Source organism: Glaesserella sp., from assembly GCF_041817755.1.
Lineage (GTDB): Bacteria > Pseudomonadota > Gammaproteobacteria > Enterobacterales > Pasteurellaceae > Glaesserella.
In genome coordinates, this window is the sequence record NZ_JBGYBX010000056.1 from 45411 (window position 1) to 66887 (window position 21477).

A 21477-nucleotide genomic window follows, 5' to 3' on the forward strand; every position below is an offset into this window, starting at 1 on the left:
TTTTCTTTTCTATAATGAAAACGGAGTTGCTACATGAATAAATTGATCAGCGTGTCACTCACTCTCCTCTCTGCGACCGCCGCCTTTGCCGAAAGTCATTTTGAAAAGGGAAGCCGTCTGCTTATCACATATAATTCGGATTACCGCAAAGCTTTTCACGCATTTAAGCAGTCGTGCGAACAAGATAAAAGCCCGTCCGGCTGTTACATGGTTGCCGAAATGTATGCACGAGGCTGGGGAGAAAATTATGACGACGATCCCGGTCGCGATAAAGCCGACGAATTATATCAGCGGGCTTGTGACATGGGCGAAATGCACGCTTGTTACGAGCGGGGCGAACGCGTTGAAACTTCATATGATATCGATGGTAAAAATTATGAGCACGCCCGCCGCTATTTTGAAAAAGCCTGTGAAGCCAACGTCATCAAAGCCTGCCTACGATTAGCCAATTATTACGGTGCCGGTATCGGCGGGCTACCGATTGATCTGCAAAAGGAAATGGCATTACTAAATAAAGCCTGCTACTCCTCGGAGCCGTATTATTCAATAGGCTGTCTTACCCTCGGCGCAATGTATGAAGAAGGCCGGACCGTTCCGAAAGATCTTCAAAAAGCCAAGCGGTTCTATGGCATGGCGTGTGACGATAACGAAGCCGAAGGCTGTGACAGATACAAAGCGCTTCATCAACCATAACCGCTCCGCCCTTGAGTATTTTGCAAAATAATTGCCGAATCGTACCGCTTGTCGCCACAGTTCGGCTTATTTATTCATCGAATCCAAAAAATTAATCAAATTCCGCTTTTGCTCATTGTTTAATTTTGCCCAATGGTAGTCCAAACGTTGCTTTAACGCATCGTTTCGAATCGGCACATAATGCTCCTTATCCGAAAACGTCAGATTATCCGCTTTACTGTCGGCAAAAAACCAACTGATAGGCGTATCTAAAATCACGGCAATATTGACCAAATGGGAAACATTCATTTTCGTCGCGCCACGCTCATAACGTGAAAACTGTTGTTGCGACACCCCGATTTGCTCCGCCAGCACCTCCGCACTCAATCCGACCTCTTTACGTCGTTGTACGATTCTCTTCCCGATTGCCAAATCCACATCCGTTGCTACAAATTTCGTCATTTTTGCCACTCATCAAACATTTACTCAATGAGTGATATTTTTTGTTATTTATACTCTTGTTTTTATTTCTATAGAATTGTATATTTATTAAAATACTCAATCAGAGAGTATTAACAACTTTACTTAACATTACTTTTAACCTAAGGAGACCCATGATGAAACGTTTACACATAACATCCATTGTGTTGATTGCCGGCATTCTTTCCGCCTGTGGCGGCGGTGGTGGCGGTGGTGGCACGGCTGAAACACCTGACGGAAAAAAATTTGACTTAGAAATTAGCGCTAAAGGAACGGTGGAAGGAAATACGCCCGAAGGAAGATTATTCGGACAAAACAATGCCGACTCATTTTACGGTGTATGGCGTAATGATGCCAAAACCTTGCGGGAACTTCGCTATCAAGGCACCGAAGCCACCAATATTCCGACTTCGGGCGTTGCCACCTACAAAGGGGATGCAGTTTGGATAAGCGGGTACGACAACTCCTTCCAAAAAGGCGGGAATACCACCCTGAAGGTTGATTTTGATGAAAAAACCGTTAACGGAAAAATCACCTTCTCTATATTTAACGGCGATGAATTCAGACGTGATATCACCTTGCATACAGGTTCACTGTCCGGAGCCTCGTTCGCAGGGCGAGCCAGCGTACTCGGTAACAGTGGCGGTCAATACCAAGGAGCCTTATTCGGAGATGGCGCCAAAGAAGCCGCCGGTTTGGTGCAATTTAAAAATAACAGCAGCTTAGATGTCAGCTTCGGCGGTAAAAAACAATAATTCAATCACTATTTGGAGATCTTACGATGAAAAAATTACTTTCTATCCTTACTTTAACTTCTGTTCTTTCACTCACGGGCTGTGCCACTATTCTTGGCGACAAAACGCAATCGTTACCGATCAGCACAACGCCTGAAGGTGCGCATTTTAAAATCATTGATGAAACAGGGAAAACCGTTCATGAAGGTACCACGCCGGCAACCGTCACATTACCAAAACATGACGGCAGCTATTTCGGCAAAAAAACCTATTCCGTTACGTTCGATAAAGAAGGTTACCAAACCGCAACATACCCGTTATCCACTTCACCCAATGCAAAATATATCTTGGGGAATTTCATTTTCGGAGGCTTAGTCGGCTGGTTAATCGTCGATCCGCTTAACGGCGGCATGTATGATATTCATCCTGCCTCAGTATCCAAAACCTTAAACCAATAATCTACGTAAAAACTCAAGAGAACTTCTCTTGAGTTTTTCTCTTCCTTAATGGCACAGGTAGCCATGCTGAGACCTAGATATTGATAAAGACTATTTAAAATTTACTATAAATCCAAAAACTTAAATATATTATATAGTTAGAGAACCACGTTATGAGAAAAACACTTCTAGCAACTACAACACCATTTTTTTTAGCCGGTTGTTTAAGTACTAACATATATACCAATAATAATTTTCAACAAATTAAACAGGAAAATTTGCAACAACCTAAATATCCTATTCCTGTGAGAATTGAGGCTCAACTTATGCGTAATGATGAAGTGTTACATAATTATCAACAAAAAATTCAAAATGATTTTGAAAATGCATTTACTAGAACAAAGGTTATAGTTATAGATGAAAATTCAGATAAAAAAATTAAAGCTACACTTAATAATATTGCAAATATAGCACAAGCCATCGTTGATTCTCAGGTCAATAGCTTGACCTTAGGATTGATAGGTCAAACTGCAATAGATAATTATCAATTTGTATGCAATTATTCAGAAAACGGCAAAAGATTATCAACTAAAACTTATCAACATCAATTAGTAACTACTCTTGGCAATGAAGATGTTCCTAAAGGTAACTTTACTTGGCATGCAAACTTTGGCACTGCAGTAGAGATGATTATTCAAGATTTAACAAATAATTGTGTTGCTGATTTACAAGGAAAAGGGTATTTGAAATAGCCTATAATTATGTAATGTTTCCAACAGTCTATTGCAAACAATACGATTTTGCAAATCCCGATTTCCTTTTCAATTCATCATACTATAATACCCACACTGTTTGACTTCTTATAAGGATTAAAAAAACCATGAAAACGTTCAAACTTATTTCTCTAATGGCGTCGACGATTTTTATTACGGCTTGCGGTGGTGGCGGTTCGGGGAATGCACATACGCCTGACGGCGATAAAATTAATCTTACGCTGTCGCCGAAAGGCATTATTGAACTGTATACCGAAGAAGGACGCTTATTCGGTCGAAACAGCAACCATTCATTCTACGGGGTATGGTTAAGGGATGACGCAACGCAAAAAGACTACCGTTACCAAGGTACAAAAGCGACCTCTCACGACATCCCGAAAGCCGGTGTATATACCTATATCGGCGAGGCGGTATGGATGGACGGAGCCAATCATTTTAAGCACGGCGGAATCACTACGCTATATGTTGACTTTGAAGAGAAGAAAGTGAACGGCAGTATTTTATTTTCCGATGAGCGCTCTCGAAAAGACATTTCACTCAATCGCGGCACCCTATCGGGAGTCGATTTCAACGGTACGGCAACCTCGGACGGCATTAACGGCAACTATGAAGGCGCGCTATTCGGACCGAGCGCCAAAGAGGCAGCCGGCTTTGTTCGCTTTGAAAGCAATCCGAATCTAAACGTCGCCTTCGGCGGTCAAAAACAGTAACCACGACAGGTATTCTACCTATACACAAGCGGTACGATTCTGCAAAATTTTTGCAAGATCGTACCGCTTGTTATTTTTACCTATGGCACTATCATTTTAAAAAACGGCGTTGTATATTTACGTTAAATCGGCTTTGATAATTAAAACCAAAAGGAGAATCACTGTGTTTGAAAGAATATTACGTTCATTTACATCTTTTCTGTTGCATTTATTTGCTTTAGTTGTTATGGGGGGGGGTAAGCACTGCCGTCGGATTATTGGTTGAAAGACCGGCTGTCGCTTATTTTGCTTGGGGTATCGGCGGGCTTGGCTGTCTTGCTATCTTATATTCACTTTGGATCAGCTTCATCGAAGATTATTAGCGTTTGTCGTTTTTATCAACGTTCCCGTATATTATTCAATAAACGCCCCTCTTTAGAAAAGAGGGGGAATGTTTAAACCTTACTGCATACTTTCCTATGACACAAGCGGTCAGTTTTACGCTGAAATTTGCAAAAAGCACGCAATGACTATTTCACTTCCCGAATCATGATTTCTGACGGGATGACGCTTCCCTGCCAATATAATTCGGCGGCGACTTTTGCCGCTAACTCGCGATAAGCCTGGCTGATTTCATGCTCCGGAGCGGCGATAACCGTCGGTGTGCCGTTATCCAAGTCTTCACGCAAGCGAATGTGTAACGGCAATTGCCCTAAGACTTGAGTGTGATATTTTTCCGCCACTTTAGCCGCGCCGCCTGAGCCGAAAATGTGTTCATGGTGTCCGCAATTGGCGCAAATGTGTACGCTCATGTTTTCAATAATCCCCAACACCGGAACGGAAACCCGTTCAAACATGGCGATGCCTTTGACGGCATCCAGTAATGCAATATCTTGCGGTGTGGTGACAACCAACGCACCGGTGACCGGAATTTGTTGCGATAAGGTCAGTTGAATATCACCTGTCCCCGGCGGCATATCAATCACCAAGTAATCCAATTCGTTCCACCAAGTCTCTTGTAACAGTTGGCTTAATGCGCTACTTGCCATCGGACCGCGCCAAATGGTGGCGTTGTTTGCCTCCATTAAATAGCCGATGGAATTGGATTGCAAGCCGTGCGCTTCAATCGGCGTGATGTGTTTGTTATCCGGTGATGTCGGACGTTGATCCGCCGCACCTAACATATGCGGAATAGACGGCCCGTAGATATCCGCATCCAAAATCCCGACGCGCGCGCCTTGCGCTTTGAGCGCCAATGCCAAATTGACGGAAGTGGTCGATTTACCGACACCGCCTTTACCGGATGTGACGGCAATGATATTTTTCACGCCATTGACCGCCGGATGGTTATTTGCCCGCTTCAAGGTGGCGATTTGGTACGTCAATACCCATTTCACGTTTGTCGCCTGAGCGGCTTGTTTGAGCGCTGCGTCGGTTTCGGCTTGCAGTGCTTCAAATCCGCTGTTCCAAGCGAACGGCATCACCAATTCTATGCGTAGAACTCCTGCGCCGAGTTCCGCTTTTTTAAACGCATTTAAGCTTATTAAATCTTTTTGTAACGTCGGGTGTGTAAACGCTTGTAAAATTCGTTTAATTTCAGCCAGTTGCTGTTCATTCAATTGATTCATTGTTTATCCTTATTCTTGTCGATATAAATCTTTGCTGTAAATCACTTCGCTGGAATTATTCAGGTGAATTCCGCGAATGGTCGGTTCCAACGCAAGCTTGCGTTGATATTGAAATAACGGCAGCACAGCAACATCATACTCTAACTGGTTAACAATATTGAGAATAAGTTGATCGCGTTGTGCCTTGGTCAGTAATTCTTTGTGTAATTGCTCCAGCTGTTTGTCTACCGTTTCATTTTTGTAGCCGCTTTTGTTATCCAAACTGGCGGAATGAAATTGATTTAAAAACAGTAGCGGATCATCATAATCGGCACACCAGCCCGATCGAATAAGCTGAAATGCTTTTTGTTGTCGTTGTTCCAGCAGTTGCTGCCATGTGACCGGTTGCAAACTGACGCGAAACAAATCCGATTGCCCTAACGTCCGCCCGATTCGCTGAGCAATGTGGCTGTGCTGCCCTTGATCATCATAAGTGAGGCTGATTTTAATCGGATTACCCGCTTCGACACCAAGCTGATGTAGTAATTGTTCCGAACTGACGGTTGAAAGTTGGCGCTCTTGTTCCGGTAACATCGATTTCGGTAGCACCAAATGCGTCGGTATGCCTAGGTTTTGGCTGATTTCCGCCGGGGAAAGCATTGCCCGAATGGCTTGGCGGACTTCCCGTTTGCGTATGATCGGATCAGCAAAATTGAATTCATAAAAATACGTACATAAACGCGGCATTGTAATTTGGAGAAGAGGACTGTTTTCCGACGGGTTTTCAATGACATCAATATGCGTCGGCATAGCGCCTAAATTCAAGCGGTGATAGCTGACTTGTTGAAACGATGTTTCCGCTAATACGGCTTGAAGATCGATACGATCCGCTGTTTTCGCCACCATTTTATAACTGCCGTTACTCACTAACAACGAGTCGCTTGTCGGTTTGTTCCCCTGATAAGTCGGTAACAACGCCACATGGGTTAACATTCTTGGCAATTGAAAATTCGGTTGTTCCAGTTGAATTTGTAAAGTTTGGTTATTTAGTGCGCGAAGCCCCAACTCCGTTACCGGCTTTTCCCCTGCAATGACGGCTTTGGCATTTTCAATACCCATGTAAATAAGATAAGGTGCCAGAGGAGAAGCTTGTTGCGGATCGCCTAGACGTTGCCAGCTGGCGACGAAATCATGAGCATTCACGTTCTCCCCGTTAGACCAAGACAAATCGTCATTTAAAATAAAACGCCAGCTTTTTCCGTCTTCGCTAACCCATTCTTTTGCCACGGCAGGCACACTTTCCCCTTTGGCATTAAACGCAATTAAGCCGACCAACATATCGCGCAATAATGCGCCTTCTGCGGCACTTTGCACAAAATGCGGATCCAACTGCCAACTTGTTGTATAAATCGCACGGCGAAGTTCTCGTTCCGGTAGTTGCACCGTTTTTTTATCGTTCGTCAGCGGTGCCGTAATTTCGTCACAACCGCTCAATAACGCCAGACATACAACAACTTTTGTGATTTTTTTCAGTAAAGAAACGATCATACCTTTAATTTATTGCAGTAAGCCCCGGAAATAAATTACTTAACCCGGCGACAATAATTTCAATCCCTAATGCCATCAAAATCAATCCCATGATACGGGTCACGACATTAGAGCCGGTTTTGCCTAATTTTTTCACCAACGGCGCAGAAAAACGGAATAACACATAACAAATCGTGGCAAATAAAATAATCGCGAGACTAAATCCGATATAATCTACCCAAGAATGATAACGGGTTCCCCACACAATCGTCGAACCTATTGCCCCTGGTCCCGCCATAATCGGCATCGCCAACGGTACAACACCGATATTTTCATATTCGGTGACATCCTCATTTTTCTCTTCTTTATTCTGTTTATGTTCACCAAGTTTACCGCTAATCATCGTCATTGCGATACTGACGATCAAAATTCCTCCCGCAACGCGAAACGAATTTAAGGAAATACTGAACGCATCCAAAATCACTTTGCCGAAATACAGACTGACCAGCAAAATAATGCCGACGGATACAGAAGTGATCAAATTCGTACGGTTACGATCCGCCTCATATTGATGGGCGGTCATACTAAAGAAAATCGGCAACGTGCCGAACGGGTTAACAATCGCAAAAAGACCGATAAAAAACTGCAAATAGATTGCAAAATTAATTACTTTTTCCACAAGGTAGCTCAAAAAATATCGCTAAAATTTATGACGTATTATACTTGGGAATATCACAAAAGGCTTGCAAAAATTTACAACGGAGCCGGTTAAATGGATCTATAATATCTTTTTAACCACCCAATAAGATACTATGCGTTTAGACAAATTTATTGCCGAAAATACCGGACTGACCCGCTCTCAAGCAGGTAAGGCATTACGCGCCGGACAAGTGACTGTCAACGGCATCGTTGAGAAAAACAGTGCGTTAAAAATCAGCGCTCAAGACGAGGTTTGCTTTGACGGCGAACCGCTCACTTGGACGGAAGCCGGGCAATATTTCATGCTCTACAAACCACAACACTGCGTTTGTTCTCATGATGAAGGCGATTACCCTACCGTTTTCCGCTTTTTTGATCCTCCGCTCAACAGCAAACTGCATTGTGCCGGACGTTTGGATGCGGATACCACGGGATTAGTCCTGTTGACCGATGACGGACAATGGTCGCACCGTATTACCTCTCCAAAGCATCACTGTGAAAAAACCTATCTAGTGACTCTTGCCGATCCCGTTGAAGATTTTTATACCGATAAACTGGCTGAAGGCATTTTATTGCGCGGCGAAAAGACCCCGACCAAACCGGCGAAGTTGGAAATATTAGATGATTACAATGTCAACCTTACCATCAGCGAAGGACGTTATCATCAAGTCAAACGAATGTTCGCCGCACTCGGCAATAAGGTAGAAGCCCTACATCGTTGGCGTATCGGTAATGTTATCCTTGATGAAACACTGGAAGAAGGCGAATTCAGAATGTTAACCCCGGAAGAAATAGCGAGTTTTAAATGAATCCATCCACTAGACCCAACGGCTTTTTTATTATTATTTTAGGGCTGCTTTCCATGCTTCCGCCTTTGGCAATCGATATGTATCTGCCGTCATTTCTCGATATTGCGAAAGATCTGAGCGTTTCTCAGGAAAAGGTTCAAACAACCCTTGCCATTTTCACTTTCGGCTTCGCCATTGGTCAGCTCTTTTGGGGACCGATTGCAGACAGCTTCGGACGCAAGCCGATCATTTTACTCGGATTGAGCGGCGGGGCAGTCGCCTCCTTTTTTCTGACCCAAGTCATTACGATTGAAAACTTCTACCTTTGGCGCTTGGTACAAGGCTTATTCGGTGCGGCTCCCGCCGTCGTACTCGGCGCATTGGTCAGAGATTTATTCGAACGCAATCAATTTGCCCGCATGATGTCCACCATTATGATCATCACCATGGTTGCACCGCTGCTTGCACCGATTGCCGGCGGATATATTGCCAAATGGTTCCACTGGCACACCATTTTCCATCTGCTCATGATCATGGGGATCCTGTGCGTCATCTTGGTCAGTATCCGTATCCCCGAAACCTTAAAGCCTGAAAACCGCCTACCGCTAAATTTCGGTAAAGTCCTCAACAGCTTTACGCAACTGATTTCACATAAAGCCACCCTCGGCTACGTATTAGTCGGCGGACTTTCTTTTGCGGGCATGTTTAGTTTTTTAACGTCAGGTTCGTTGGTTTACATCGGATTGTACGGTGTATCCTCAGAGCATTTCGGCTATTTTTTCATGCTGAACATTATTGTGATGACGATCATGACCTTCGTCAACGGGCGCTTAGTCATGAAGATCGGCTCTGAAAATATGTTACGTATCGGTTTGAGCTTACAACTACTCGCCGGCATTTGGTTAGCGGTATCCGCCATCTTTCAACTCGGTTTATGGAGTATGGCGCTCGGCGTTGCCCTTTTCGTTGGCATGGGACCGACCGTGGGCAGTAATGCATCGGCAGCTATTTTGGATCGTTACCCGCAAATGGCGGGGACGGCAAATGCCGTTGCCGGAACGGCACGATTCGGTATCGGTTCGATTATCGGCGCAGGCTTATCCCATATCCCGTTAGCAACGGAACGCCCGATGTTGTTTACGATGGCGCTATGTTCTATCGGCTCCGTCGCCTGCTATTACTTTTTGTCTTATCACCGTCAGGAACCTGAAACTGAGGAAATCCCTCAGAAATAAAAACTTGACCGATCCGCACCTGTAAAATGAAATAAATTCAGCATTTTATACTTTATACCGTTAAATTTAGGTAATTTTTTACTGATTTATCAGCATAAAAACACGGAATCGGCACAAAAATAGCATTTTACTTTCATTTTAAGAGCAGTTATATTCCTTTGTCAGTGATACAAGCGGTGGGATTTGCAAATTATTTTACGGATCTCACCGCTTGTTGATTCAGATTTATCTTTAGAGTTGGAAACCATTATGAAAAAAACCCTATACGAAAAATTATTTGATGCCCATGTGGTGCATGAAGAAGCCGGCGAAACCCCGATTCTTTATATTAACCGCCACCTGATTCATGAAGTGACCAGTCCTCAAGCTTTTGACGGCTTGCGTGTCGCCAATCGCCAAGTCCGCCAAGTTGAAAAAACATTCGGCACAATGGATCACAGCATTTCCACTCAAGTACGTGATGTCAGTAAACTGGAAGGTCAAGCCAAAATCCAAGTATTGGAACTGGAAAAAAACTGTCAATCCACCGGTATTTCCTTATTTGACATGAATACCAAAGAACAAGGCATCGTGCATGTGATGGGACCGGAACAGGGACTCACTTTGCCGGGCATGACAATTGTTTGCGGCGACTCGCACACTGCAACGCATGGGGCGTTTGGTGCATTGGCGTTCGGTATCGGCACCTCCGAAGTGGAACACGTCCTTGCGACCCAAACCTTAAAACAGGCTCGGGCAAAAAATATGAAAATCGAAGTCCGTGGTAAAGTCGCGCCGGGTATTACCGCAAAAGATATCGTGCTTGCCATTATTGGTAAAACCACCATGGCGGGCGGTACCGGACACGTCGTAGAGTTCTGCGGCGAAGCCATTCGTGATTTATCGATGGAAGGTCGCATGACCGTGTGTAACATGGCTATCGAATTGGGGGCAAAAGCCGGTTTAATCGCACCGGATGAAACTACGTTTGCATACTTAAAAGATCGCCCTCATGCACCGAAAGGAAAAGATTGGGACGATGCCGTTGCATATTGGAAAACCTTAAAAAGCGATGAAGGCGCCGAATTTGATACGGTCGTTACTCTAGACGCAAAAGAAATTTCACCGCAAGTGACTTGGGGAACGAACCCGGGACAGGTGATCGGCATCGATCAAGTTATTCCGAATCCTGCCGATATGGCGGATCCTGTGCAGCGCGCTTCCGCCGAAAAAGCACTGGCATATATTGGTTTAACACCAAACACGGATTTCAAAAACGTCCCGGTCGATCAAGTATTCATCGGCTCTTGTACCAATTCCCGTATTGAAGATTTACGCGCCGCCGCTGCCGTGATGAAAGGACGCAAAAAAGCCGACAACGTAAAACGCGTACTCGTCGTGCCGGGTTCCGGTTTGGTTAAAGAACAAGCGGAAAAAGAAGGTTTGGATAAAATCTTTATTGAAGCCGGGGCAGAATGGCGTAACCCGGGATGCTCTATGTGCTTAGGCATGAATGACGACCGTCTGGGCGAGTGGGAACGCTGCGCATCAACCAGCAACCGTAATTTTGAAGGACGTCAAGGGCGTAACGGACGTACCCATTTGGTCAGTCCGGCAATGGCCGCCGCCGCCGCCGTTTTCGGCAAATTTGTTGACATTCGTCATCTAGACTTAAATTAAGGAACTCATCATGGCAGGTTTTAAACAACTCTCCGGTTTAGTGGTACCGCTTGATGCGGCAAATGTCGATACCGATGCAATTATTCCGAAGCAATTTCTCCAAGCGATTACCCGTGTCGGTTTCGGCAAACATTTATTCCATGAATGGCGTTATTTGGATGTTGAAGGAACGCAGCCCAACCCTGAATTTGTGTTGAATTATCCTCAATATCAAGGTGCCACCATTCTGTTGGCGCGTAAAAATTTAGGTTGCGGCTCCTCCCGTGAACATGCGCCATGGGCATTGGCGGACTATGGTTTTAAAGCCATGATCGCCCCGAGTTTCGCCGATATCTTTTACAACAACAGCTTAAACAACCATATGTTGCCGATTCGTCTGAGCGAAGAGGAAGTGGAAGAAATTTTCCAATGGGTGTGGGCGAATGAAGGCAAACCGATTCACATTGATTTAGAAGCGATGACTGTGACAGTCGGTGAAAAAATCTATCACTTCGAGTTGGATGAATTCCGCCGCCACTGCCTGTTAAACGGCTTGGATAATATCGGTTTAACTCTACAATACGAAGACAAAATTGCAGAGTACGAAAGTAAAATTCCGGCATTTTTACGCTGATACGAACGAAAAACGCATACGGTTTGATCAATCGTATGCGTTTATTTGTTATGCAACCAACACACAAGCGGTCAGTTTCGACCAAACTTTTGCAATTGATCGACAATAAAAACCCCAAATGGATTATTCCTTTGGGGTTTAATTTAATATGGTGCCAGCGGTCGGACTCGAACCGACACGCTTTTAAGGGCGGCGGATTTTGAATCCGCTGCGTCTACCGATTTCGCCACGCTGGCAATCGAATGGCGCAGATTATAGAAATCTGCGCGTTATTATGCAAGCAAAAATCATCGGATTTCAATTGGTTGCTTTTATTTTCAACACTACGCGGTATAAATGCCGATTAAAATGGAGATAAAGATCCCCATGCCGACATAGTGGTTATTTAAAAAAGCCTTGAAACAAGCTTTCCGTTCACGTTGTTTGGTGAGTTTGCATTGATAGATAAATAAAACGGCAGTTAGTCCTAATGCAATAAAGTAAGCGGTCTGATAGTGGCTGATTTTACCGAAAAGAACAAGTAACACCAATGCCGTTGCTTGTAGTAACGCAATGATTTTATTGTCGTACTGTGCAAATAGAATGGCGGTGGATTTCACTCCGATGCGTAAATCATCGTCCCTATCAACCATGGCATATTGGGTATCGTAAGCAACCGTCCAAGCAAGGTTGGCAAAGAAGAGTAACCAACATTCTAAGGGTAAACTTTCGCTGACTGCGCCGTATGCCATTGGAATTGACCAGCCGAACGCCATGCCCAATACGAACTGCGGTAAATGAGTATAACGTTTCATAAAAGGGTACACCGTCGCTAACCCCACGGCAATAAAGGATAAGCAAATAGTATAAGTATTCAGTTGTAGAACCAATAAAAACGCAACGGCAATCAATGCGGCAAATAGTACTTTGGCTTCTTTCTCACTTGCTCTGCCTGTCGCAAGCGGGCGTTGCGAGGTGCGTTTAACGTTGCCATCAATATGCCGATCGGCGTAATCATTAATAACACAACCTGCGGCACGCATCACAATTACGCCGAGGACAAAGACGATCAAGATCGGTAACGGCGGAAAGCCGTTCGATACCGAAAATAGCGCCCAAAGCGTCGGCCATAGCAATAAAAACGTGCCGATAGGCTTATCCAAGCGCATCAATTGCACGTAAGCCAACCGTTTATCTTGGGTAAAGTGCTGTTTCATTCTTTATTTTTCGTTACAAATATGCACGGATACATCACTGTGAATAAGGTGATTTTGCAATTCGAGCGGTAGTGGTCTGTCGGTAAACAGGCAGTTGACCTCCCTGACATCGCCCAAACGCACGATAGCATTGCGGGTAAATTTTGAATGATCGGTAACTAACACTATATTCCGTGCATTGCGCATTAACGCCCGTTTAACTTGCACTTCGTGGTAGTCGTAATCCATCATTGAACCGTCGGATTCTACCGCGCTAATGCCCAAAATACAGTAATCTAAGCGAAACTGATTGATGAAATTAACCGTCGCTTCACCGATAATACCACCGTCCGTACGCAAACCGCCGCCGGCAATGGTAATTTGAAAATCTTCTTTCTCTTTGAGGATATGCGCCGCATTCAAATTATTGGTCACAATGCGCAGGTTTTTGTGAGACAACAAGGCAAACGCCACCGCTTCCGGTGTAGTACCGATGTCGATAAACAGTGAGGCACCGTTCGGGATCATCTTGGCAACACATTCGCCGATACATTCTTTTTGCTCCGGAAAGAAATATTTTCTTTCCGTATAGTCGCTGTTTTCCGTACTGGAAGGTGCGCCGGCGCCACCGTGGTGACGGCGGATCAAGTTGTTTTCCGCCAACTCGTTCAGGTCACGGCGAATCGTTTGAGAACTGACGTTCAATTGAGCGACAAGCTCTTCCGTACTGACATAACCAAGTTGGTTAACTAATTCGATAATTTTATGATGGCGAATGGATTGTTTCATTTTTATTCTCCCAATTCACAATTTGCAAAATGCTTCCTAAAAGTGACCGCTTGTATTGAACAAGCGGTCACTTTTCAGCAGAATTTTACAATTTTTCAACCAGCTCTACCGCATAGCCGATATAGCTTGCCGGTGTCATTTGTTTGAGGCGATCTTTTTCTGCCTGTGGTAATGCCAAGCCATCGATAAATTGACGCATGGCTTCGCCATCCACCCGTTTGCCGCGAGTCAACTCTTTGAGTTTTTCATACGGTTTTTCAATGCCGTAACGGCGCATGACCGTTTGAATCGGTTCAGCCAACACTTCCCAGTTTTGATCGAGTTCATCACGCAAATGTTGCTCGTTGACTTCCAATTTGCTGATCCCTTTTAAGGTGGATGCATAAGCAATCAATGCATAACCTAAACCAACGCCTAAATTACGCAACACAGTCGAGTCGGTTAAATCACGTTGCCAGCGGGAAATCGGCAATTTTTGCCCCAAATGGCTCATCACCGCATTGGCTAATCCCAAGTTACCTTCAGAATTTTCAAAATCAATCGGATTAACTTTGTGTGGCATGGTAGAAGAACCTATTTCCCCTGCAATGGTGCGTTGTTTAAAGTGATTTAATGCAATATAGCCCCACATATCACGGTCGAAATCGATCACAATCGTATTAAATCGAGCGACACAATCAAAGTATTCGGCAATGTAATCGTGCGGTTCGATTTGGGTAGTGTACGGGTTCCACGTCACCCCTAAAGATTCTACAAACTCTTGGCTGAATGTATGCCAGTTAATTTCAGGGTAAGCGGAAAGGTGAGCGTTATAGTTGCCTACCGCACCATTGATTTTCGCCAAAATCTCTAAGTTTTCTAATTGGTTATATTGACGTTTTAAACGATACGCCACGTTTGCCATCTCTTTGCCAATGGTCGTCGGGCTTGCCGGTTGACCGTGCGTGCGGGAAAGTAACGGAATATCTTTGTAGCGGTTTGCCAATTCAACCACTGCGTCAATCACTTTTTTCCATTCAGGCAATAAGACTTCTTCTCGTGCCGTTTTGAGCATCAAAGCGTGAGAAGTGTTATTGATATCTTCAGAGGTACAGGCAAAATGGATAAATTCACTGATTTGAGCTAATTCAGGTAACGTTTCACTTTTCTCTTTCAAAAAATATTCAACCGCTTTTACATCGTGATTAGTGGTACGCTCAATCGTTTTAATCCGCTCGGCATCTTCAAGGGAGAAATGTTCAATAATGTGATTCAGGTAATCGTTTGCGTCCTTTGACAAAGCTGAAACTTCACGAATTTGCGCGTGAGAAGCCAGCTTTTGTAGCCAACGGACTTCGACGGTGACTCGGAATTTAAGCAAGCCGAACTCACTGAAAATCGGACGAAGTGCGGCAGCTTTGTCTTGGTAGCGACCGTCAATCGGGGACAATGCAGTTAAAGCATTAAGTTGCATAGGGTTTTCTCCGTTAGAGTTGTAAATATAAAGATTGTGTTGCATTCAGAATTTTTTTGCGGGAAAAGAAAAATTGCCAACGGCTGCCGCCGACTTGTTGCCATAAAATCCCGGCGCGGATTCCAGCCAATAAAGCTGCCCGTACACGGTTTTGAATATCGGGGCGGGAGAGATAGTCATGTACGCCGAGTACGTGAATACGATAACCCAGCGGGCTGATAATATCGCTGTAAATACTTGCGATGTTGGAAATCATCTGTTCGTGCAGAATATCGTTGTCATATAACGCCAGTTGGCGTTCAAGTTGTTGCAAGCGTTGAGCCAACTCGGCTTTCGCTTGGGGGGTTTTAGCCAGTTTTTGACTTAAGGCTAATACGCCAATCCAGTACCGACCGATTTCCGTATCCAGTTTTCCCCTGGCGCCGCCGAACTGCGCCAGTGCGGTTTCAATGCCTTGTTTCAAATGGGCAAGATCGCCGCCGAACACGGCAAGAGTGGAATCCGGCTGCGTAATAAGTAAGCTTTCTAGGGAATGTTTAAACGCCTCTCGATCGGCAACGCCTTTATGGGCGAATTGTTGAACAAGGCTTGCGCTTTGGCATATACCTGCCAAGGCAATGGAAATATCTTGATAATCGGTCATTTTCTAACATTGCTGACAAAATTTCGATGGAATATAGCATTTTTTAAGGGGGTTTTGAATGCTTTTATTTTATTGTGATTTTCCCCTTGTATTTCCCGATTCTGCCCCCATAATTGGCGCATTGAATTTTAGGAGAAGATATTCCATGGCAAGAAAAAAGAAAGCAATCGAATTACCGTTATTACCCCTACGCGACGTAGTGGTATTTCCGTTTATGGTAATGCCGTTATTCGTCGGGCGGGATAAATCCATCCAAGCCTTACGGGCGGCAATGGAAACCAATAAACAACTGTTTTTAGTGACACAAAAAGACCCGAATAAAGAAGATCCGACCGTTGACGATATTTATGATGTAGGGGTAATGGCGAACATTATCCAAATGTTAAATCTACCTGACGGTACGGTCAAAGTGCTGGTAGAAGGACAAGTACGCGGCAAAATCGACTATGTTCATGATGATGAAAACGGCTTTTGGGCAGGCGTGTTACCGTTAGCCTCCGATTATCAAGATGATAATGAAGAGCTGAAAGCGATCGCCAAAACGGCGTTGAATGAATTTGAAAATTACGTCCGAAGCAATAAAAAAGTCCCGGCAGAAATTTTACCGAAATTACAAAAAATCACCTTTGAAGATCGCCTTGCAGATACCATGGCGGCGAATCTTGTCGCACCGGTCAAACAAAAACAGGCGCTTTTAGAAGAGGCGAACCTAATCGCTCGTTTTGAAGCATTATTGGTGGCAATGGCAACGGAAATGGACACGATGGAGACCGAAAGTCGTATCCGTAATCGTGTCAAACAGCAGATGGAAAAAAATCAACGCGATTATTATCTGAACGAACAAATTAAGGCAATTCGTAAAGAGTTGGGCGGTGAAGAAGAGCAAGAACAGAGCGAACTGGATAAACTGAAAGTGAAAATTGCTGAGGCGAAATTGCCGAAAGAAGTGCAAGAAAAAGTCGACGGCGAGTTCAATAAACTGAAAGCCATGCCGCAAAGTTCGGCAGAAGCGACCGTGGTGCGCGGTTATATCGACTGGATTTTACAAATGCCGTGGCACAAGCGGTCTGTTGTGAAGAAAGATTTGCAAAAAGCTCAAGAAGTGTTGGATAAAGATCACTACGGATTAGAGCGTGTTAAAGAACGTATTTTGGAATACCTTGCGGTACAAAGCCGTTTGAACAAGCTCAAAGGCCCGATCCTTTGCTTAGTTGGGCCGCCGGGTGTGGGTAAAACGTCACTGGGTCAGTCGATTGCGAATGCGACAGGCAGAAAATATGTGCGTATGGCATTAGGTGGCGTGCGTGATGAAGCGGAAATCCGTGGACATCGCCGTACTTATATCGGTTCAATGCCAGGTCAGTTGATGATGAAAATGGCAAAAGTTGGCGTTAAAAACCCGCTTTTCTTACTCGATGAAATCGACAAAATGGCACAAGATATGCGTGGCGATCCTGCGTCAGCTCTACTTGAAGTGCTTGATCCTGAACAAAATAAAGCCTTTAACGATCACTATTTAGAAGTTGATTACGATCTGTCTGATGTGATGTTCGTGGCGACATCAAACTCAATGCATATTCCGCCTGCATTGTTAGACCGTATGGAAGTTATTCGCCTTTCGGGTTATACGGAAGATGAAAAAATGCACATTGCGAAAGAGCATTTGATTGCGAAACAGCAAGAGAATAACGGTTTAAAAGCGGGGGAACTCGTAATTGATGACAGTGCAATCTTGGGCATTATTCGTTACTACACCCGTGAAGCCGGGGTGCGTAGCCTTGAACGTGAGATTGCGAAAATCTGTCGTAAAGCGGTAAAAGCGTTAGTGATGGATAAGAAACTCAAATCGATCACCGTTAGCCAAGAAAACTTAAAAGACTACTTGGGCGTACCGCGTTTTGACTACGGTAAAATGGATAGCCAGAACCGTATCGGCGAAGTGACTGGTTTGGCGTGGACGGAAGTCGGCGGTGATTTATTGACGATTGAAACCGCTTCTGTGGCTGGTAAAGGGAAGTTCTCTTACACAGGTTCTCTCGGTGATGTGATGAAAGAGTCCATTCAGGCGGCAATGATGGTCGTGCGTGCAAGAGCTGAAAAATTAGGTATTGCGAGCGATTTCCACGAAAAACGTGATATTCACGTTCACGTCCCTGAAGGTGCAACGCCGAAAGATGGCCCAAGTGCAGGTATTGCCATGTGTACGGCTTTGGTCTCCAGTCTCACAGGCAATCCGGTGCGTGCAGATGTTGCAATGACGGGTGAAATTACTTTGCGTGGTAAAGTCTTGCCAATCGGTGGCTTAAAAGAGAAATTGTTAGCGGCACATCGTGGCGGCATCAAGACAGTGATTATTCCAAAAGAGAATGAAAAAGACTTGGAAGAAATCCCTGAAAATGCAAAACAAGCTCTAGCCATTCACGCTGTGGAAACCATTGATGAAGTATTGGCGATTGCGTTACAAAATCCGCCTGAAGGGATTGAGATTGTACCGCATTCCACCAAGCCGATTAAGGTAAAAAAAACGAAAGTGACGAGAGCTATTCAATAATACCTTAAAGAATAAAGTCCGGTGTATGCCGGGCTTTTTTATCGTATCTGTAACCATCCCCTAAAATAATACAATACTAATAGCCTTTTCTTTTCATACACTCTCTCTGATATCTTAATTGTTCTTTACCCAATGGATCTATACTATCAGGATACTGTAATTCAGACTCTTTAAAACAATAGCTCCAAGCTCTTCGTTCACTATCTGACATAGGAATATTTCCATTCCACCATCGAACAAAATAACTATCTGCTGAGAAACATCCAGACAAGAGAAAAAAGCTTATGACTAAAATTATTAATGATTTCATTATTTATCTCCTTGTTTAGAATTAAGTACTTCTGGTAATGATGGATTGCTTTTCTTATCAATAGGAACCCATATTGTGTTAAATTCTTTCAAATACTTATTTGGTCTTTCTGCAAAATAACTACTATGAGAATAACAGAAAGTACAATCTCCTCCTGTGGTGTCATCAAACCCCATCAGTCCCAAATTCTATTTCTAGATTTTTAACAAGGTCAATTTATACACATCATATTTTGTGGAACACCCCTAAAATTCCGGTGTTCCTCTATCCCTCATACAATCCGTATATAAATCACTCATATTTATAATTTTCTCTAGCTCTTCCTTTTTAGTTTTATTAAAAATAAAAAAGCTGAGTTCGTCGCAAATTTTTTGATTCTTCTGTCTCAATTGTTTTTTTCAGGAGATTCATTTTCATAATTTTCTTCTCGGATTTTTTCTGCTTTTTGGTGAATTCTTTCTCTAGAATAAGTGCCATCCCAAGCTCTAACAGCAACACAGCTGCTATTATTCGTGCAACAAGAAGTTAAAAAGTAGATATAACTATCATCCAAATATTCTTTTTCATTTTTATTCCCCCTTACCATTTAATTTTAGAACAGAAAACAAGCGGTCTGTTTAACGATAATTTTTGCAAAAAACTAACCTTAAATGACCGCTTGTATTACTCTGTTATGATGAAGAAATCTGTGTTTTCAAGAACAGCATACTTTGTGGAACACCTCCTTAGTTTGATTTCTTGTCATTAACACACTTCAGGAATAATAAAGTATTTTTATTTCTCTCATCAGCAGTGTTTTCTGGAAGATGTTTTAATTCTAGATCACATAGAGCCCATATTTTTTTTCTTCTGGGGAGAGTTTTTCTAACACATCGCCATTCCACCATCGAACAAAATAACTATTTGCAGAAAAGCAACCTAACAAACTAAAACAAAACGGAATAAAAATTAAAAATCTCATTTTTCTTCTCCTTTGTCTTTAGGCATTACAAACATTCCATTTATTACCCACAAAATCCGCTTTATGAACTGATGATTTAAATATCATATTTACCCCCTACCAATACCCTTTTTTCTTCATACAATCTTTTGTATATTGCATCTCCTTTACCTTATGGGGATCTTCTATCTTAGAATATTTCCTTTGGAACTCATCTAAGCATTGTGAAAACATTTCCATTTCCTTAGCTGATGGACGAACTCCGTCATTCCAAATCCTAATAAAGTAACTATCAGGAAAAAATACACAACTTGAAAGACACAATAAATTTATGGTTAAAATTATCATCTTCATTATTTATCTCCTTGACTAGGCGTTATTGTTTTTGGCAACGATTGATTGTAAATATTATTTTCAGAATTCCATTTCTTAATAAATTCATTATAATATTCATTCCTAACTCTGCCATTTTTATCTACCATATTTCCTTTTAGATCAATATACTGTCCTTTTTCATTTATGAGATACTCACTAGGTCTCTCTGCAAAATAACTACTATGAGAATAACAGAATATACAATCGCCTCCTGTTGTATCATTAAATCCCATTAACCCTACATTCCATTTATTACCCACAAAATCCGCTTTATGAACGGCTGACTTAGTTACTGCATTCGGATTATTCTCTTTCAAATAACCTGCATAATCTTTGACATTCGTTGCCGTACCAAAAAAGCGAGACTCCCGAATCGGAATATTTTTTAACCCAATTCTATTTGCTTCTTGTAATGCAACACTTGCCGTTAGCCCTCCCCGACTATGACTACTGACATCAAGAACATAATTATTTTGTTTCGCATAGCCATAAAGTTTTAAGTTGGCTTTCTCTGCTGTCGTTAGCGGTAATCTACCCCCTAATAAGTCATTCGTTTTATCATAAGCTGCATATAACAACTCTGAAACATAGTTTCCTGTCGGTCTGTTATAAACCACCACAATTCCCTCTTTATTGGTTTCCCATTTATTTTGTTTAATTGCATTTTTTAGTGCATCGTCCAGTGGATTTAAAATTCCATTATTGGAAAGCGTAATCACACCACTTGTCTCCGACGGTTTTATTTCAGTAATATCGAAAATCTGCCGTTTATCACCAATCTGCACCTTGCCGCTTTCCGTCGGGCGTTTTGAACCGTCCATATTATTGTCCGCACAATATAATGAATCCTGCTGACAAGTTGTTACCCAAATCTGCTCTGGGGCTGTCGCTACATTTACTACCGGAGTTGTGACTGCTCCAATGCCTGCATAATTTAATAAATTAGAATTTCCCCAACCATATGTTGCTCCAAGAACTAAATCAGTACCCAAAGCAATAGAGTCATAAATATCCGCCTTTCTTTCTAGCTCGAGAGAGACTTCCGTGTTATAACCTGTTTTTCCATTTATTTCTGTTGTTTTTCTAATTTCTACTGCCTCAGCTCTGTTTTCTTCAGCTTTTGTATAAAAATAATCTGTCACCTCTTTTCTGTTTTTGTCAAATTCTTGAAGTACTTTTACTTGATAATCCAACTCATTTTGGACGGCAGCTTTATCAAAACGGTTTTCCAACTTGCCACTATGACTTTCGGCGTTGTCGGTATGAATCTCCGTTTTCACTTGTGCCCGTATTTCTTCGACGGTCTTACCTGTCTTCGTTTGTTGTGC

19 protein-coding genes, 1 tRNA gene and 1 pseudogene are annotated in these 21477 nt (G+C 43.1%); 10 read left to right on the plus strand and 11 right to left on the minus strand.

Translation table 11 applies throughout. The annotated features are described in order from the left end of the window. Positions 1 to 33: 33 nt before the first annotated feature. A complete protein-coding gene (locus ACEYKX_RS08735) occupies positions 34 to 693 on the plus strand; it encodes a tetratricopeptide repeat protein (RefSeq protein WP_373768216.1) in 660 nt (219 codons plus the stop codon). A gap of 66 nt (positions 694 to 759) precedes the next feature. On the opposite strand, the gene ACEYKX_RS08740 is transcribed toward ACEYKX_RS08735, so the two are convergent. After that, positions 760 to 1134, minus strand: coding sequence for a helix-turn-helix domain-containing protein (locus ACEYKX_RS08740; RefSeq protein WP_373768217.1), 375 nt, complete (start codon positions 1132 to 1134; stop codon positions 760 to 762). 152 nt (positions 1135 to 1286) lie between these two features. On the opposite strand from ACEYKX_RS08740, the gene ACEYKX_RS08745 reads away from it, so the two are divergent. The 4 genes from ACEYKX_RS08745 (at position 1287) to ACEYKX_RS08760 (ending at position 3806) form a co-directional block, all read left to right on the plus strand. After that, positions 1287 to 1907 carry a transferrin-binding protein-like solute binding protein gene (locus ACEYKX_RS08745; protein WP_373768218.1) on the plus strand — a complete coding sequence of 207 codons (621 nt, stop codon included), beginning with the start codon at positions 1287 to 1289 and terminating at the stop codon, positions 1905 to 1907. Between the two features lie 26 nt (positions 1908 to 1933). Then, positions 1934 to 2344: a hypothetical protein gene (locus ACEYKX_RS08750; RefSeq protein ID WP_373768219.1), complete on the plus strand. Its 411-nt coding sequence runs from the start codon at positions 1934 to 1936 to the stop codon at positions 2342 to 2344. Between the two features lie 152 nt (positions 2345 to 2496). Then, positions 2497 to 3075, plus strand: coding sequence for a hypothetical protein (locus tag ACEYKX_RS08755; RefSeq protein WP_373768220.1), 579 nt, complete (start codon positions 2497 to 2499; stop codon positions 3073 to 3075). A 128-nt stretch (positions 3076 to 3203) separates the two neighbouring features. Continuing rightward, a complete protein-coding gene (locus tag ACEYKX_RS08760; RefSeq protein WP_373768221.1) occupies positions 3204 to 3806 on the plus strand; it encodes a Slam-dependent surface lipoprotein in 603 nt (200 codons plus the stop codon). 509 nt (positions 3807 to 4315) lie between these two features. Here ACEYKX_RS08760 and apbC read toward each other — a convergent pair. The 3 genes from apbC to ACEYKX_RS08775 are packed head-to-tail and all read right to left on the minus strand — an operon-like array spanning position 4316 to position 7598. Next, positions 4316 to 5413 (minus strand): iron-sulfur cluster carrier protein ApbC, encoded by a 1098-nt coding sequence (gene apbC, locus ACEYKX_RS08765; protein WP_373768222.1) that lies wholly within the window; start codon positions 5411 to 5413, stop codon positions 4316 to 4318. Between the two features lie 9 nt (positions 5414 to 5422). After that, a complete protein-coding gene (locus ACEYKX_RS08770; RefSeq protein ID WP_373768223.1) occupies positions 5423 to 6940 on the minus strand; it encodes a peptide ABC transporter substrate-binding protein in 1518 nt (505 codons plus the stop codon). A gap of 4 nt (positions 6941 to 6944) precedes the next feature. Then, positions 6945 to 7598 carry a YchE family NAAT transporter gene (locus ACEYKX_RS08775; RefSeq protein WP_373768224.1) on the minus strand — a complete coding sequence of 218 codons (654 nt, stop codon included), beginning with the start codon at positions 7596 to 7598 and terminating at the stop codon, positions 6945 to 6947. A gap of 133 nt (positions 7599 to 7731) precedes the next feature. Between ACEYKX_RS08775 and rsuA the strand changes: the two genes are divergently transcribed. The 4 genes from rsuA to leuD all read left to right on the plus strand — a co-directional run bounded on the left by rsuA (position 7732) and on the right by leuD (position 11913). Then, entirely contained in the window at positions 7732 to 8427 is a 696-nt protein-coding gene (gene rsuA, locus ACEYKX_RS08780) for a 16S rRNA pseudouridine(516) synthase RsuA (protein ID WP_373768225.1), read from the plus strand. Beyond that, positions 8424 to 9641 carry a Bcr/CflA family multidrug efflux MFS transporter gene (locus tag ACEYKX_RS08785; RefSeq protein WP_373768226.1) on the plus strand — a complete coding sequence of 406 codons (1218 nt, stop codon included), beginning with the start codon at positions 8424 to 8426 and terminating at the stop codon, positions 9639 to 9641. Before rsuA ends, ACEYKX_RS08785 begins: the two co-directional genes overlap by 4 nt. Before the next feature lie 249 nt (positions 9642 to 9890). Next, on the plus strand, positions 9891 to 11300 hold the full coding sequence (gene leuC / locus ACEYKX_RS08790; RefSeq protein ID WP_373768227.1) for a 3-isopropylmalate dehydratase large subunit: 1410 nt from the start codon (positions 9891 to 9893) through the stop codon (positions 11298 to 11300). Between the two features lie 10 nt (positions 11301 to 11310). Continuing rightward, on the plus strand, positions 11311 to 11913 hold the full coding sequence (gene leuD, locus ACEYKX_RS08795) for a 3-isopropylmalate dehydratase small subunit (protein ID WP_373768228.1): 603 nt from the start codon (positions 11311 to 11313) through the stop codon (positions 11911 to 11913). A gap of 149 nt (positions 11914 to 12062) precedes the next feature. Here the strand turns inward: leuD and ACEYKX_RS08800 are convergent. The 5 genes from ACEYKX_RS08800 to hflD all read right to left on the minus strand — a co-directional run bounded on the left by ACEYKX_RS08800 (position 12063) and on the right by hflD (position 15973). Further along, positions 12063 to 12149: transfer RNA gene (locus tag ACEYKX_RS08800), tRNA-Leu, on the minus strand. An 87-nt stretch (positions 12150 to 12236) separates the two neighbouring features. Continuing rightward, complete coding sequence (gene ubiA / locus ACEYKX_RS08805) at positions 12237 to 13109, minus strand: 4-hydroxybenzoate octaprenyltransferase (protein ID WP_373768229.1); 873 nt, start codon at positions 13107 to 13109, stop codon at positions 12237 to 12239. Positions 13110 to 13112: 3 nt separating this feature from the next. Further along, positions 13113 to 13877, minus strand: coding sequence for a DeoR/GlpR family transcriptional regulator (locus ACEYKX_RS08810; protein ID WP_373768230.1), 765 nt, complete (start codon positions 13875 to 13877; stop codon positions 13113 to 13115). Positions 13878 to 13962: 85 nt separating this feature from the next. After that, positions 13963 to 15330 carry an adenylosuccinate lyase gene (gene purB / locus ACEYKX_RS08815; protein ID WP_373768231.1) on the minus strand — a complete coding sequence of 456 codons (1368 nt, stop codon included), beginning with the start codon at positions 15328 to 15330 and terminating at the stop codon, positions 13963 to 13965. A 13-nt stretch (positions 15331 to 15343) separates the two neighbouring features. Beyond that, positions 15344 to 15973 carry a high frequency lysogenization protein HflD gene (hflD, locus tag ACEYKX_RS08820; protein WP_373768232.1) on the minus strand — a complete coding sequence of 210 codons (630 nt, stop codon included), beginning with the start codon at positions 15971 to 15973 and terminating at the stop codon, positions 15344 to 15346. 145 nt (positions 15974 to 16118) lie between these two features. Here hflD and lon point away from each other — a divergent pair, with 145 nt between their 5' ends. Beyond that, positions 16119 to 18524 carry an endopeptidase La gene (lon, locus tag ACEYKX_RS08825; RefSeq protein WP_373768233.1) on the plus strand — a complete coding sequence of 802 codons (2406 nt, stop codon included), beginning with the start codon at positions 16119 to 16121 and terminating at the stop codon, positions 18522 to 18524. 76 nt (positions 18525 to 18600) lie between these two features. Here the strand turns inward: lon and ACEYKX_RS08830 are convergent, their stop codons facing one another. After that, the gene (locus ACEYKX_RS08830) at positions 18601 to 18834 is read right to left on the minus strand and encodes a hypothetical protein (protein WP_042906762.1); all 234 of its coding nucleotides are present in this window, start codon (positions 18832 to 18834) and stop codon (positions 18601 to 18603) included. Between the two features lie 1293 nt (positions 18835 to 20127). After that, positions 20128 to 21477 (minus strand): annotated as a pseudogene (locus tag ACEYKX_RS08835) (filamentous hemagglutinin); the annotation flags it as partial.

Excerpts from the sequence above, each read along its gene's own strand:
- leuD (WP_373768228.1), top strand. The coding sequence starts at position 11,311 with ATGGCAGGTTTTAAACAACTCTCCGGTTTAGTGGTACCGCTTGATGCG.
- ACEYKX_RS08740 (WP_373768217.1), bottom strand. The coding sequence starts at position 1,134 with ATGACGAAATTTGTAGCAACGGATGTGGATTTGGCAATCGGGAAGAGA.
- ACEYKX_RS08755 (WP_373768220.1), top strand. The coding sequence starts at position 2,497 with ATGAGAAAAACACTTCTAGCAACTACAACACCATTTTTTTTAGCCGGT.
- ACEYKX_RS08745 (WP_373768218.1), top strand. The coding sequence starts at position 1,287 with ATGATGAAACGTTTACACATAACATCCATTGTGTTGATTGCCGGCATT.
- ACEYKX_RS08760 (WP_373768221.1), top strand. The coding sequence starts at position 3,204 with ATGAAAACGTTCAAACTTATTTCTCTAATGGCGTCGACGATTTTTATT.
- ACEYKX_RS08810 (WP_373768230.1), bottom strand. The coding sequence starts at position 13,877 with ATGAAACAATCCATTCGCCATCATAAAATTATCGAATTAGTTAACCAA.
- ACEYKX_RS08830 (WP_042906762.1), bottom strand. The coding sequence starts at position 18,834 with ATGAAATCATTAATAATTTTAGTCATAAGCTTTTTTCTCTTGTCTGGA.
- hflD (WP_373768232.1), bottom strand. The coding sequence starts at position 15,973 with ATGACCGATTATCAAGATATTTCCATTGCCTTGGCAGGTATATGCCAA.
- ACEYKX_RS08750 (WP_373768219.1), top strand. The coding sequence starts at position 1,934 with ATGAAAAAATTACTTTCTATCCTTACTTTAACTTCTGTTCTTTCACTC.
- ubiA (WP_373768229.1), bottom strand. The coding sequence starts at position 13,109 with ATGAAACAGCACTTTACCCAAGATAAACGGTTGGCTTACGTGCAATTG.
- apbC (WP_373768222.1), bottom strand. The coding sequence starts at position 5,413 with ATGAATCAATTGAATGAACAGCAACTGGCTGAAATTAAACGAATTTTA.
- rsuA (WP_373768225.1), top strand. The coding sequence starts at position 7,732 with ATGCGTTTAGACAAATTTATTGCCGAAAATACCGGACTGACCCGCTCT.
- ACEYKX_RS08785 (WP_373768226.1), top strand. The coding sequence starts at position 8,424 with ATGAATCCATCCACTAGACCCAACGGCTTTTTTATTATTATTTTAGGG.
- lon (WP_373768233.1), top strand. The coding sequence starts at position 16,119 with ATGGCAAGAAAAAAGAAAGCAATCGAATTACCGTTATTACCCCTACGC.
- leuC (WP_373768227.1), top strand. The coding sequence starts at position 9,891 with ATGAAAAAAACCCTATACGAAAAATTATTTGATGCCCATGTGGTGCAT.
- ACEYKX_RS08770 (WP_373768223.1), bottom strand. The coding sequence starts at position 6,940 with ATGATCGTTTCTTTACTGAAAAAAATCACAAAAGTTGTTGTATGTCTG.
- ACEYKX_RS08735 (WP_373768216.1), top strand. The coding sequence starts at position 34 with ATGAATAAATTGATCAGCGTGTCACTCACTCTCCTCTCTGCGACCGCC.
- purB (WP_373768231.1), bottom strand. The coding sequence starts at position 15,330 with ATGCAACTTAATGCTTTAACTGCATTGTCCCCGATTGACGGTCGCTAC.